Consider the following 13435-nt stretch of genomic DNA (forward strand, 5'->3'; position numbering starts at 1 on the left):
GTGCTAGGAGGTAAAGGATGAGTTCTCGCGACGAACAATCTGGTCTGATCCTGTTGGTAGAGGACAACCGGCAGATCGCCGAAATGGTCGGCGAATTCCTGGAGCGCCGTGGCTACTCGGTCGACTACGCCTCCGACGGCGTCAGCGCCCTGCATCTGGCGGTGACCAACAGCTACGACGTGGTGGTGCTGGATCTGATGCTGCCGGGCATGGATGGCCTGGAGGTGTGCCGCAAGCTGCGCAAGGAAGCGAAGAAGTCGACGCCGGTGCTGATGCTGACCGCGCGCGACACCCTCGAGGACAAGCTGGTCGGCCTGGAATCCGGCGCCGACGATTACCTGGTCAAGCCCTTCGAAGTGCGCGAACTGGAAGCGCGCCTGCGCGCCCTGATCCGCCGCGACCGCCGCCAGGTTTCCACCGAAGTGCTCACCGTCGGCGACATGACGCTGGACACCGCCACGCTGCGCCTGACCCGCGCGGGCAAGGAACTGACCGTCTCGCCGATCGGCCTGAAGCTGCTGGCGATCCTGATGCGCGAATCGCCGCGCGTGGTGAGCCGCCGCGACATCGAGCGCGAGATCTGGGGCGACACGCTGCCCGATTCGGACACGCTGCGCTCGCACCTGTACAACCTGCGCCGGGTGATCGACAAACCCTTCGACCGCGCGCTGCTGCACACCATCCATTCCGCCGGCTATCGCCTGGCCGACCTGGATGCGGAAACCCCGGGCTCGAAGTCCGGCCTGGACCTGCCGCGTTCGCCGCTGGATGCGGAAGGGCATTCGTCCAAGAACCAGGTGGCCTTCCTGAAGTAACCCGATGGCCGCATCGTTTTCACCACCAGCGACGGAAGGCTCCCGCCGCGGCGCCTTCCATCGCCGCATGGCCTGGCTTTTCGGCCTGCAGACGGTGGCGGTGGCCGCACTGTGCGTGCTGGGCGTGACCCAGGTTCTGCCGGCGCTGGCAGTGCTGGGCCTGATCGTGGTGCTCGGCGCGCTGGGCTGGCTGATCGCGCGGCGCCAGTGGCGCCAGGTGCGGCGGCTGGCCAAGGCGGTGAGCAGCTGGGACGAGCGCAAGGCCGATATCGGCGAATGGACGCCGGGCGAACTGCCCAGCCGCGCGGATGCGGACGTGGCGGCGCTGGCCGAAGGCCTGTACGGCTTCGCCCACCGCATCGCCGGCTACAACCAGCGCGAGCGCAACTTCACCCGCGACGCCAGCCACGAGCTGCGCAGCCCGCTCACGGTGATCAAGATGTCGGCCGACATGCTGGCGGACGAACCCACCCTGGGCGAGTTCGGCCAGCGCTCCGTGCAGCGCATCAAGCGCGCCACGCGCGAGATGGAAGCGCTGGTGGAAGCCCTGCTGATCCTGGCGCGCGAGTCCGACAAGGGCCTGACCGAAGAAGACTTCGTGGTCAACGACGTGCTGGAGCGCGAACTGCGCGACGTGCGCGAACTGCTGGAAGGCCGCCCGGTGACGCTGCGCCTGGACGAGCCCGCGCGCTTCGCCCTGCACGGTTCGCCGCGCGTGTTCGCCGTGCTGTGCTGGCAGCTGATCCGCAATGCCTGCCAGCAGGCGGAGGAAGGCACCATCGTGATCACCGTACATCCCGGCGCGGTGACGGTGACCAACCGCGTGGAGATGGGGCCGGATGGCGTGGACCGCCACGGTTTCGAACTGGCCATCGCGCAGCGCATCAGCGAGCGCTTCGCCTGGCCGCTGGAACTGCAGACGCGCGACGGCAACCAGCACGTGGCGCGCATCCGCTTTCCGCAGCCGCTGCCGGCGAGCGCCGCGTAGCTCTTTGCCCCCTCTCCCCTGCGGGGAGAGGGTTGGGGTGAGGGGGGCCTACGGAGCGACGAAGCGAGAGCGTTAAAGCGAGCGACGCTTCGTCGACCTTCTATCGCGAGCACCCGCCCCTCATCCGGCTGCCGCCACCTTCCTTGCTCCTCAAAGCCGCGCACATCCATGTGCGCTCCCCGCGTACTCCCCGGCGGGGAGAAGGATTCCATCGTTGAAGCTCAACCCAGCGTCGACGCCACCGCGAAATCGCAGCCCGTCTTCGCCTTCACCTCTTCCACCGTCACGCCTTCCTGCAGTTCGATCAGGGTCAGGCCCTTGCCTTTCTCCACTTCGAACACGCACAGGTCGGTGATGATCAGGTCCACCACCTGCTTGCCGGTGAGCGGCAGATCGCATTCGTTCTTGATCTTCGGCGTGCCGTCCTTCGCGGTGTGCTCCATCAGCACCACCACGCGCTTGACGCCGCTGACCAGGTCCATGGCGCCTCCGGGGCCCTTGACCATCTTGCCCGGCACCATCCAGTTGGCCAGGTCGCCGGTGCAGGAGACTTCCAGGCCGCCCAGGATCGACAGGTCGATATGGCCGCCGCGGATCATCGCGAACGATTCGGCGCTGGAGAAGAAGCTCGAGCCGGGCAGGGTGGTGATGGTCTGCTTGCCGGCGTTGATCAGGTCGGGGTCGACGTGCGCGTCGTCCGGGAACGGGCCGATGCCGAGCAGGCCGTTCTCCGACTGCAGGGTGACGTCGATGCCTTCCGGAATGAAGTTGGCGACGAGGGTGGGAATGCCGATGCCCAGGTTCACGTAGAAGCCGTCGCGCAGTTCCTTCGCCGCGCGCTGCGCCATGGCGGTGCGCAGCGGGCTTTCCTTGCCGGTGTTGGCGCCGGCGACGGTGCGGAACTCGATGCGCTTCTCGTACGAGGGGCCCTGGATGATGCGGTCGACGTAGATGCCCGGCACGTGGATCTGGTCCGGCTCCAGCATGCCGACTTCGACCAGCTCTTCCACCTCGGCCACGCAGATCTTGCCGCAGGTGGCGATCATCGGATTGAAGTTGCGCGCGGTCTTGCGGAACACCAGGTTGCCCAGGCGGTCGCCCTTCCACGCCTTGACGATGGAAAGGTCGGCGTGGATGGCTTCTTCCAGCACGTATTCCTTGCCGTCGAAGACCTTGGTTTCCTTGCCTTCGGCCAGCTTGGTGCCGAACGCGGTGCGCGTGTAGAAGCCGGGGATGCCGGCGCCGCCGGCGCGCAGCTTCTCGGCCAGGGTGCCCTGCGGCACCAGGTGCAGTTCCAGTTCGCCGGCCAGCACCTGGCGCTCGAATTCCTTGTTCTCGCCCACGTACGAGGCATACACGCGCTTGACCTGGCGGGTCTTCAGCAGCGGACCCATGCCGAAATCGTCCACGCCCGCGTTGTTGCCGACGATGGTCAGCCCCTTGGTGCCCTTGGCGAGCAGGGCGGCGATCAGGTTCTCGGGGATGCCGCACAGGCCGAAGCCGCCGGCGGCGATGGTCATGTCGTCGAACAGCAGACCGTCCAGGGCCTGCGCCGCGCTTGCATAAACCTTATCCATTGCGATGCCTTCTAGCAGGGAGAGCCAGCTGCCAAGGATACGACGGATCGGCGCCGGCTCATGCTGTACCAAGGTCCAGGACGCTTGCGGCGGCGGCCGCGACACGCCCGCGGACAGGGCACATTCGGCTGAGTACGGCCATTCCGCTGGCTATACTCGCCCCGACCATTCGGGGAGAACGACCGTGAAGTTGCCTTGCCTGCTTGCCGCCTTCGCGCTGCTGGGAGCGTCCGCCATGAGCCATGCCACGACCCCGGTGCTGGTCATCCACGGCGGCGCCGGCGTGATCAAGCGCGATATGAATCCCGCCCGCGAGAAGGCCGTGCGCGCCGCGCTGGCCCAGGCCCTGCAGAACGGCTACGGCCAGCTCAAGGCCGGCAAGCCGGCGATGGATGCGGTAACGGCGGCGATCACCGTGCTGGAGAACGACCCCAACTTCAACGCCGGCAAGGGCGCCGTGTTCACCCACGACGGCAAGAACGAACTCGATGCCGCGGTGATGGACGGCTTCACCCTCAAGGCCGGCGCGATCGCCGGCGTGCACCGCGTAAAGAACCCGATCCTGCTGGCGCGCGCGGTGATGGACAAGAGCCCGCATGTGATGCTCGCCGGCGACGGCGCCGAGGCCTTCGCCAAAGAAGTGGGCGTGGAACTGGTCGATCCTTCGTACTTCCGCACCGAGGAGCGCTGGCAGCAGTTGCAGAAGGCGCTGAAGGAAGACGCCGAGCATCGCCAGCACGAGGACATGGAAACCGCCAGGCATTTCGGCACGGTCGGCGCGGTAGCGCTGGATACGCAGGGCCGCCTCGCCGCGGGCACTTCCACCGGCGGCATGACCAACAAGCGCTGGGGCCGCATCGGCGATTCGCCGCTGATCGGCGCGGGCACCTATGCCAACAACGGCTGCGCGGTGTCGGGCACCGGCTGGGGCGAGTTCTATATCCGCACGGTGGCGGCGCACGAGATCTGCATGCGCGTGACGCAGATGCGCGTGCCGCTGAAGCGCGCGGCGGCCGAGGTGATCAACCAGGAGATTCCCTCGATGGGCGGCAATGGCGGCGCGATCGCGCTGGACGCCCAGGGGAATGTGGCGATGCCGTTCAATACCGACGGGATGTTCCGCGGGTGGATCGGCGAGGATGGCAAGCCGCACGTGGCCATTTATGGCGATGAGGATGACGGCACGCACGATCCGCTGCCGGCATCGGAGAGCAGCGCGGAGTAAAGCGCACCGCCTGGCGTAGGTTGGGGTGAGCCGCAGGCGAACCCCAACAAGACGCGGCGTTTGGCGCTGGCGATGTTGGGGTTCGCCTGCGGCTCACCCCAACCTACGGAATCGTGGCGAGCTTTTCCGGCGTCAGCTGCCCGCTGATGCCCTTGCGCGAACCGTCCGCGCGGATGATCAAGGTGCGCGGCAGCTCGCCGCCCCAGTTCGGGTCGATCAGGTAGTTGATGCGCTCGGGCGTGGCATCGGCATAAGCGCGCGAGGGGAGCATATCGACGCCGGCCGCGTGCAGGCGCTGTTCCAGCGCGGCGCTTTCGGCCACGCTGTCGGTCGCGACGGCGATCAGTTCGATCTCGCGCGGATGCGTCCGCTGCAGCTTCTGCAACGCCTGCAGATTCGATTCGCAATACGCGCAATCCAGCCCCCACAGCGCCAGCACGCGCACGCCATGAGCGGGCGGCTTCAGCAGGGCGGGCACGTCTTCCGCGGTCAAGGCGACCGGTGCGCCGGCCTGCGCCGCGAACGGCAAGGCCAGGCACAGGGCGAGCAGCGCGCGCCGGATCACAACGCCTCCGTCGGCACCACGCGGAAGCCGCCGGCGGTATTCCAGGCGACGAACGCGCGGTGCTGCCACAGCAGCAGCTGCGGCGCGGCGGCGGCGCCCTTTTGATTGGCGATCTCGCGCGCCTCGCCGAAGCTGGCGCCGCCATCGCGCGATTCGCGCAGCATCAGCGCGAAGCCCTGCGCATTGACCTGGTTCCACACCACCCACACCTGCTTGCCGCTCGCCGCCACGTCGGCATGGCTGGCGCCGGCGGTGGCGATGGTCTGCAGATGCGCCGGCGCCTTGCCCGGATCGAGCTGGCCGTAATGGATGGCCGGCTTGTCCTTCGCCTCGTACCACACCGCATGGCGCACGCCGTCGGCGCCGATCGCCAGCCCCGGGCCGTGATGCGGGCAACCGGCGATATGCCAGTCGTCGAAGGTCGCGCGCTGCGGTTCGAGCGGACGGCCATCCGCATGCAGCACTGCATACGCGTGGTCGCGGATGTTGTCGCCGAAGATGCTGCGGTAGAACGCGGCGATCTCGCCCTGCGGCGTGCTGGCCAACGCGATGCGGCAGCACTCGCAGGTTTCGTCGGCGAGCTTGCGTTCGGCGGAGAAGCTGTTGCCGCCGTCGCTGGAAACGCTGGTGTAGATCGCCGCGCCCTGGTACGGCTTGCCCTTGGCGGTGGCGGCTTCCAGATCGCGCTTGTCGATCCACGCCATCACGATGCGGCCCTTGCTGTCCACCGCCATCGCATCGAAGCGATGGGTGATCTCGGCGCGGTCGTGATGCACGGTGAGCGGTGCGGAGAAATGCTCACCGTTATCGGTGGAACGCGCGAAGCGCACGAAGCCGGTCCACGGCCTGGCGTGCGGCTGCGACCAGCTCACATACAGCTCGCCCTTGGCGCCGAAGGCGATCTTGGGCCGGTTCTCGCCTTCCGCGTAGATCGGCTCGGCCTGCGCATTGACCGGCACCGGCGCGCTCAGCGTGCGGCCGAAATCGTCGGAATGGCGCAGGCGCACGTGGCCGTCCGCCGCATCCACCACCCACAGCCGGCCCTTGCCGTCGAGCGCTGCGCTGGCGCCCAGGTCCGGCCCCTTGGGCATCGGCATGCCCGCCATGTCATGCGCCGCGGCGGCGCTCGCGGCAAGGCCGAACAACAGGGTGAGGGCTAGGCGCATGGCGCGGCTCCGGTATCAGTAGTCCCAGCGCACTTCGCCGAAGAAGGTGCGGCCGGGATAGGGATGGTAGACCCAGTAATGCTCGTTGGTGAGGTTGTCTACGCCGGCCGAAGCCGTCCATTGCGGCGCGAATTTCCAGCGCAGCCTGGCGTCGGCCACGGTGAAACGGCTGACCGCGCCGTAGGTATTCACGAAATCGCTGTTGTCGAGCGAGCCGTACTGGCGGCCGGAATGGCGTATGGCCAGCGAGGCGTCCCATTCGGGCGTGATGCGGTAATCGGCGACGAAGGTGGCGCGCACCTTCGGGATGCGCGGGAACCACTTGCCGTCGGCCAGCGGATACTGGCGATCGCTCAGCGTCTTGGCGTGGTTGAACGCGACGCTGGCCTGCAGATCCAGTCCGGCGATCCACACGTCTTTCAGCGCCAGCTCGCCCTCGATGCCGCGCACGCGCACCTTGTCCACGTTCTGGATATTGGTGACCGTCGGCGTGACCGTGATGTCGGTCTGCGAATACAGCGAATCGGCGATGCGGTCCTGGAACAGCGACACGCGCCAGTGGCCGTTGGCCAGCGTGCGCAGCAGGGTCAGGTCGGTGGACCAGTCGCGCTCCGGCCGCAGGTTCGGATTGCTGTTGACGATGGCGTTGGCCGAGATGCTGCCCTGGAACAACTCGTTCACCGTGGGGTAGCGCACCGCCTTGCCGCCGGCCAGGCGCAACTGCCAGTCGTCCGCGAAGTCCCAGGCCAGCGCCGCCTTGGGCGAGAAGTCGGTGCGCTGGCGTTCGGCGTAGCGCAGCGTGGCTGTGGCGTTGGCGCGCAGGCCGTCGTAGGCGCGCCATTGTTCCCAGCGGCCGCCGAGCGTGAGCGTCCACGCCGGCGCGAAGCCCCACACGTCCTGCAGATACGCCGCGTAAGTGCGGGTGCGGCCGCCGAAGGCGCTGGTCTGCGCACCGTTGGCGTCGCCGCGCCAGTCGCTGGCCTGGCGCACGCGCGAATCGAGCACGTAGCGGTCGCCATGCAGGCCGGCGTACAGCGTGTGGTGTTCGCCCAGCAGGCCGGAACTGCGCAGGTCGGCGGTTTCCCAGCCGGAGCCGCCGAGGTCCGCCACTGTGCCCGGGCCGCCGAGCGGGCCGACTGGCGGGGCGAGGCTGGCGGTATGCGTCTGCGAGCGCACGAAGTCGTACTTGCTGCCCACCGCGGTCCAGCGCCAGCCGTTGTCGAAGCGGCCGTTCAACTCCACGCCGTACAGCGCATGCGTCTCGCGCGTGGCCGAAGGCGCCAGGCCGCTGGCGGGCAAGCTCCAGGTGCGGCCGTAGGCGCTGATCGCGCCGCTGTAGACCGGCTGGCCGGAGAGATCGCGGATCAGGCTGCGCGTGCGGTCGTCCGCATGGTTGTGCCAGTAGCCGAGGGTGAACAGCGCCGAGATCTTGTCGGTGACATCCACGCCGACCTTCAGCTTCGCCTGCGTCTGCTCGGTGTGCTCGATGGTGTTGGCGCCGTAGACCAGACGCGGCGAACCGTTGGGGTTGCGGTCCAGCGTGGCGCCCTGCACCGGCACCGCGCGCGCCGCATTGCCGCCCGCGGTGGCGGTGGCGTACTGCATCGGCTGGCCGTCGTTGTCGAGCTTGTTGAGCGCGAGCATCCAGCTCCAGCGGCCCTGCTTGTTGCCGAGCGTGGCGTTGAAGTTGCGGCCGTTGTAATGGCCGCCGGCGCCGTAGTGGTCGGTGAAATGCTGGCTCATCACCTGGGCGCTGGCGCTGGCCACGAAGGTCTGCGGCAGGCGGGTGTGGATCAGCACCGTGGTGCCCATCGAATTGCCGGGATACAGCGCCGAATAAGGCCCGTACAGCACGTCGACCGCGCCGATTTCCTCCGGCGCCACCATGCCCCAGCGCGGCGCGCCGTCGTAGCCGTTGGTCATCAGGTTGGACAGCAGCAGGCCGTCCGCATAGACCAGGCTGCGCGCGCTCTGCAGGGTGCCGGCGTTGCGGCCGCTGATCACCGCGTTGGGGTCGCCGATATAGCGCTTGCGCACCTGCAGGTTCGGCGCGTACTTCAGCGCGTCGGAGCTGTCGGTGACGTTGTGCTTCTGCAACTGCTCGCGGCTGACGCGCACCTGCACGCCGGGCGTTTCGGTCACCTGGGTGTCGCTGGCGTGCACGTGCACGGCTTCCAGCGTGCTGGCCTGCTGCGCGAAGGCAGGCGCGGCGAACAGGGCCAGGGGGAGGACGCGGAGGCGGAGCGGTCGGTTCAAAGTCGTACCCTGGACCCAGGTCAAGGGTTGCGAGGATAGCCGCGCTCCCGTGAGGAAAAAGGCGGCGCGTTGTCGCAGGCCGTGTTTCCGTTTACCCGGTTGTCGCCCGGCTTATTCCTGGTCCGGGCGTTCCCGCACCGGATGCTTGCTCAGCTTGCGCTGCAGGGTGCGCCGGTGCATGCCCAGCCGGCGTGCCGTCTCGGAGATGTTGCCGTCGCACTCGGTCAGCACCCGCTGGATGTGCTCCCACTCCAGCCGGCGCAGGGCCAGCGGGGCTTCCGGGGCGTCCAGCAGTTCGTCGTCGGCGCTGGGGGCGTCGCCTTCCAGCAGGGCGCGCACCACCGCGTCGGCATCGACCGGCTTGGCCAGGTAGTCGTGGGCGCCGCGCTTGATCGCCTCCACCGCGGTGGCGATCGAGGCGTAGCCGGTGAGCAGCAGCACGCGCATCTCCGGCACCAGGGAGCGCAGTTCGGGAATCAGGCGCAGGCCGTTTTCGTCGCCCAGCTTCAGGTCCAGCACGCAGTAGCGCGGATGATGGCGGCGGGTGAGGGCGCGCGCCTCGTCGGCGTTGCCGGCGGTGAGCACCTCGAAGCCGCGCGAGCTCAGCGCCCGGGCCAGCACGCGCGCGAAGGTCGCGTCGTCGTCGATGATGAGCAGGGGCTGCTGGTCGGTCATGAATGCGGTTCCCGGGGGATTGGCCGCACGTATTGTCGCGCAAGCCTGACCGGCGGGGCCGGGGGCGCGGCGAAGTGTCCCGTCAGCCGTCCTTGGCCTCCACCACCGCCAGCGGCAGGCGCAGGCGCATTTCCGCGCCGCCGTCGGGGGTGTTGGCGGCGGTCAGCTCGCCGTGCAGGCGTTCGGCGGTGGCTTCGGCCAGGGCGATGCCGATGCCCAGGCCGGTGGGTTTGTGCGACTGGCCCACCACCGCCGGCGCGCCGGTGGGCGTGAAGCCGGGGCCGTGGTCGCGCACCACGAACTCCAGCCAGCCGCCTTCGCGGTGGGCGATCAGGTCCACCGCCTGCGACTGGTTGAGCGCGGACGCCTCGAAGGCGTTGTTGAGCAGGTTCAGCAGCGCGTGGCGCAGGCCCGGCGGCGTGCGCAGCACGATCTCGCCGGCGTCGTCGTCCATCTGCAGTTCCAGGTCGGCTTCCGGGCGCAGCAGCTGGAAGCGTTCCAGCGCACCGTGAACGAAGCCGTCCAGCGTGGTGCATTCGGGCACCTGCGACAGCTGCGCCTTACCGAAGGCGACCATCTCGCGCAGGATCGTGCGGCAGCGCTCCACCTGGCCTTCGAGCAGGGCCAGGTCCTCGCCCAGCACGGTGTCGGCGGCGTGCTCTCGGCGCAGTTCCGGCAGCAGGGTGCGCATGGTCGACAGCGGCGTGTTGAGCTCGTGCGCCGCGCCGGCGGCCTGGGTGGCGATGGCCAGGATGCCCTCGTCGCGCAGCGCGCGTTCGCGCACGCGCTGCATCTCCACTTGTTGCAGCCGCACCGCGCGTGCAAGGCGGTTGGTGAAGAAGGCCAGCAGCAGGGCGGAAATCACGAAGTTCACGCCCATGCCGGCCACGTGCAGGCTGAAGCCGTTGGGCCCGAACGCGTGCTCCGGCATCGGCAGCGGCACGTACCAGCCCAGCAGCACCACGTAGGCCACGCCGGCCAGGATCGCCACCGCGAGGATCGCGCGCACCGACAGCGTCGCCGCGGTGAGCGCGATCGGCACCAGCAGCAGGGTGATGAAGGGATTGCTGGCGCCGCCGGTGAAATAGAGCAGATAACCCAGCACCAGGGTGTCGGCGGCCACGTGCAGGATGGTTTCCCATTCGCGCAGCGGCGTGGGCTGCGACAGCCGCCAGGCGGCATAGACGGCGAACACCGCCAGCGTGCCGATGCCCACCAGCAGCGGCAGCAGCGGGATATCCAGCTTCATCCACAACGCGCAGACCAGCACCGCCACGCTCTGCCCGGCGATGGCGCAGATGCGCAGCCAGGCCAGGGTGCGGGTGAGGGCGGTGGGGCCGATGCGCTGCTGGGCGAGGGAACGTCTCATGACCGCCATTCTAGCGGCCGCCCCCGAAGCGCCGGGGCGCTATGGCATCATGCCGCGTTTGTGGCAGCACCCGGCCGGCAGCCCGCCGCCCCGGGACGCCCATGAGCACGGACTTACAGCTATGGCAGCCAGCGGCATCCGCGGACCCAAAGAAATCTGGAACGCCTTCAAGTGGTCGATGAAGGGCTTGCGCGCCGGCTGGCAGCACGAGGCCTCGTTCCGCCTGGAGGCCTGCCTGGCGGTGGTGCTGGTGCCGCTGGGCCTGTGGCTGGGCAACGGCCCGCTGGAAAAGATCGCCCTGGTGCTGCCGGCGGTGCTGGTGCTTTCCGCCGAGCTGCTCAATTCGGCGGTGGAAGCGGTGGTCGACAAGGTCAGCCCGGAATTCCACGAACTGGCCGGCCGCGCCAAGGACATGGGGTCGGCCGCGGTGTTCCTGCTGCTGATGATGACGGTGCTGAGCTGGGCGCTGATCCTGGCGCCGCGCTGGATGGTGTGACTTCCGGCGTGCTCCGCCGGGCACGATTGCGCAGTTTCCTGCGGGGTGCTGCAATGTGGCGTCCACCGGATCGGAGTCCACGCCCATGAAATTCCTTCGCGCGATCGCCCTGCTGCTGCTCGTCCTCGGCCTCTCCGGCTGCGGCTACAACGCCATGCAGCGCCAGGACGAAGCGGTCAAGGCCGCCTGGTCCGAAGTGATCAACCAGTACCAGCGCCGCGCCGACCTGGTGCCCAACCTGGTCAATACGGTGAAGGGCTACGCGCAGCACGAGGAAAAAGTGCTGACCGAAGTGACCAATGCGCGCGCCAAGGTCGGCACCATGCAGCTGAGCCCGGACGCGCTGAACGATCCGCAGAAGCTGCAGCAGTTCCAGCAGGCGCAGGGCCAGCTGTCCAGCGCGCTGTCGCGCCTGATGGTGGTGAGCGAGAACTACCCGCAGCTGAAGGCCGACGGCCTGTTCCAGAATCTGCAGGCGCAGCTGGAAGGCACCGAGAACCGCATCACCGTGGCGCGCAACCGCTACGTGCAGTCGGTGCAGGAATACAACTCGATGATCCGCACTTTCCCGAACAACCTCACCGCCAAGATCTTCGGCTACCAGGTCAAGCCGAACTTCACCGTGGAGAACGAGAAGGCGATTTCCACCGCGCCGACCGTCGACTTCGGCAACAGCGCGGCGCCGGCTCCGGCCGCGACGACGCACTGAGGTGAGCGTGCGGCGCCTTTCGCGCCTGCCTTTGTTGCTGCTGGCCCTGCTGCTGCTCGCGGCAGGGCTGGCGCCGTTGCATGCGGATGACGCGCCGCCCAGGCTGGCGCGCCACGTCACCGACCTCACCGGCACGCTCACCGCGCAGCAGGTCGACCAGCTCGACGCGCAGCTGGTGGCGCTGGAGCAGCGCAAGGGCGCGCAGCTGGTGGTGCTGATGGTGGGCAGTACGCAGCCGCAGGATATCGAGAGCTATTCGCTGGCCGTGGCCGAGGCCAACAAGATCGGCCGCAAAGGCACCGACGACGGCCTGCTGCTGCTGATCGCCAAGAACGACCGGCGCGTGCGCATCGAAGTGGGCTACGGCCTGGAAGGCGCCATTCCCGATGCCGCCACCGCGCGCATCACGCGCGAGTACATCGCGCCGAAATTCCGCAGCAACGATTACTTCGGCGGCATCAGCGACGCGGTCGGCGCACTCACTCAATTGATCGATGGCGAGGCCTTGCCGCCGCCGATCGAGCCGGCCCATCGCGAGCGCCGCAGCGGCCTGGGTTTCCAGGACATGCTGTTCATCGGCATCTTCGCCGGCCTGTTCCTGCGCGGCATCTTCGGCCGCGCCCGCATCTGGCTGCGCACGCCGCTGGGCGCCGGCCTGATCGGCGGCTTGCTGTGGCTGCTGGCGGCCAGCCTGGGCGCCGCGGCGCTGGGCGCGATCATCGGCGGCGTACTGATGCTGCTGCCGGCTGGCGCCGGGCGTTCCATCGGCGGCGGCGGGTGGGGCGGTTTCGGTGGCTGGGGCGGCGGTGGCGGTTTCGGTGGTGGTGGTGGCGGCTTCGGCAGCGGTGGTGGCGGCGGTTTCAGCGGGGGCGGCGGCAGCTTCGGCGGCGGCGGCTCCTCGGGGAGCTGGTGATGGGACGCGCCCAACGTTTCTTCGCGAATCTGAGCGGCGCATGGTTCCTGCTGCGCAGGGCGTTCGCGCCTGCCGTGCTGGATGAGATGACCCGCGCTATCGCCGACGGCGAGCGGCGCCATAAGGGCGAGGTGTGTTTCGCCGTGGAGGCGCGGCTGTCGCCGTGGGATGTGCTGGAGGGGCTGGACGCGCGCCGGCGCGCGGAGCAGGTGTTTGCGCAGTTGCGCGTGTGGGATACCGAGCACAACTGCGGCGTGTTGTTTTATGTGTTGCTCGCTGAGCATCGGATCGAGATTGTTGCCGATCGGGGGATTGCGGCTGCGGTGCCGCAGGCGGAATGGGATGCGATCTGTGCGCGGATGCGCGAGTGTTTTGCGCGGGGTGAGTGGCGCGAGGGGAGCCTCGGAGGGATTGGGGCTGCGCATGAGTTGTTGGCGCGGCATTTTCCGGGGGATGGCGCCGGGAGGCCGGATGAGTTGCCGGATCGGCCTGTGTTGCTTTAGTGGGTTTCGCGTGGGCGCGATGTGGTCGCTCGCTCTTTGCTCGTCGTCCTGGCGTAGGTCGGGATCCGGTAGCGAATAGGTGTGGTTGTCGCGACTTGGCCGCTTATGCAGCGGGCATTCCGTGCGCCTGCCGGCGCCCGGGTCACTTTCTCTTTGCTGGCCCAAAGAGAAAGTAACC

12 protein-coding genes and 1 pseudogene are annotated in these 13435 nt (G+C 68.4%); 7 read left to right on the forward strand and 6 right to left on the reverse strand.

What is annotated here, in order from left to right; translation table 11 throughout:
• Positions 1–17 precede the first annotated feature (17 nt).
• Both FHW85_RS10440 and FHW85_RS10445 read left to right on the forward strand, forming a co-directional pair.
• Positions 18–716 (forward strand): annotated as a pseudogene (locus tag FHW85_RS10440) (response regulator transcription factor); the annotation flags it as partial.
• A 166-nt stretch (positions 717–882) separates the two neighbouring features.
• The gene (locus FHW85_RS10445; protein WP_243867802.1) at positions 883–1803 is read left to right on the forward strand and encodes a HAMP domain-containing sensor histidine kinase; all 921 of its coding nucleotides are present in this window, start codon (positions 883–885) and stop codon (positions 1801–1803) included.
• Positions 1804–2024: 221 nt separating this feature from the next.
• Here FHW85_RS10445 and FHW85_RS22565 read toward each other — a convergent pair whose 3' ends face one another.
• Complete coding sequence (locus FHW85_RS22565) at positions 2025–3380, reverse strand: 3-oxoacid CoA-transferase (protein WP_168648176.1); 1356 nt, start codon at positions 3378–3380, stop codon at positions 2025–2027.
• A 235-nt stretch (positions 3381–3615) separates the two neighbouring features.
• On the opposite strand from FHW85_RS22565, the gene FHW85_RS10455 reads away from it, so the two are divergent.
• Positions 3616–4605, forward strand: coding sequence for an isoaspartyl peptidase/L-asparaginase (locus FHW85_RS10455; protein WP_167252266.1), 990 nt, complete (start codon positions 3616–3618; stop codon positions 4603–4605).
• 103 nt (positions 4606–4708) lie between these two features.
• Here FHW85_RS10455 and FHW85_RS10460 read toward each other — a convergent pair whose 3' ends face one another.
• From FHW85_RS10460 to FHW85_RS10480, 5 genes are all read right to left on the reverse strand, one after another.
• Entirely contained in the window at positions 4709–5170 is a 462-nt protein-coding gene (locus tag FHW85_RS10460; RefSeq protein ID WP_343203687.1) for a hypothetical protein, read from the reverse strand.
• Positions 5167–6336, reverse strand: coding sequence for a sialidase family protein (locus tag FHW85_RS10465; protein ID WP_168648177.1), 1170 nt, complete (start codon positions 6334–6336; stop codon positions 5167–5169). The genes FHW85_RS10460 and FHW85_RS10465 overlap by 4 nt, the downstream gene beginning before the upstream one ends.
• A 15-nt stretch (positions 6337–6351) precedes the next feature.
• Positions 6352–8592, reverse strand: a complete 2241-nt coding sequence (locus FHW85_RS10470; protein WP_168648178.1) for a TonB-dependent receptor — start codon at positions 8590–8592, stop codon at positions 6352–6354.
• Positions 8593–8703: 111 nt separating this feature from the next.
• Positions 8704–9267, reverse strand: a complete 564-nt coding sequence (locus FHW85_RS10475) for a response regulator transcription factor (RefSeq protein WP_167252263.1) — start codon at positions 9265–9267, stop codon at positions 8704–8706.
• Between the two features lie 82 nt (positions 9268–9349).
• Complete coding sequence (locus tag FHW85_RS10480) at positions 9350–10636, reverse strand: ATP-binding protein (RefSeq protein ID WP_168648179.1); 1287 nt, start codon at positions 10634–10636, stop codon at positions 9350–9352.
• A gap of 121 nt (positions 10637–10757) precedes the next feature.
• Here FHW85_RS10480 and FHW85_RS10485 point away from each other — a divergent pair, with 121 nt between their 5' ends.
• The 4 genes from FHW85_RS10485 to FHW85_RS10500 all read left to right on the forward strand — a co-directional run bounded on the left by FHW85_RS10485 (position 10758) and on the right by FHW85_RS10500 (position 13257).
• On the forward strand, positions 10758–11132 hold the full coding sequence (locus tag FHW85_RS10485) for a diacylglycerol kinase (RefSeq protein WP_167252727.1): 375 nt from the start codon (positions 10758–10760) through the stop codon (positions 11130–11132).
• Between the two features lie 85 nt (positions 11133–11217).
• Positions 11218–11841, forward strand: a complete 624-nt coding sequence (locus FHW85_RS10490; protein WP_167252261.1) for a LemA family protein — start codon at positions 11218–11220, stop codon at positions 11839–11841.
• 7 nt (positions 11842–11848) lie between these two features.
• Positions 11849–12754: a TPM domain-containing protein gene (locus FHW85_RS10495; protein ID WP_167252260.1), complete on the forward strand. Its 906-nt coding sequence runs from the start codon at positions 11849–11851 to the stop codon at positions 12752–12754.
• On the forward strand, positions 12754–13257 hold the full coding sequence (locus tag FHW85_RS10500) for a TPM domain-containing protein (RefSeq protein WP_168648180.1): 504 nt from the start codon (positions 12754–12756) through the stop codon (positions 13255–13257). Before FHW85_RS10495 ends, FHW85_RS10500 begins: the two co-directional genes overlap by 1 nt.
• Positions 13258–13435: the final 178 nt, after the last annotated feature.

It is taken from the genome of Dyella sp. SG609, assembly GCF_012275375.1.
GTDB classification, from domain to species: Bacteria; Pseudomonadota; Gammaproteobacteria; order Xanthomonadales; family Rhodanobacteraceae; genus Dyella_D; species Dyella_D marensis.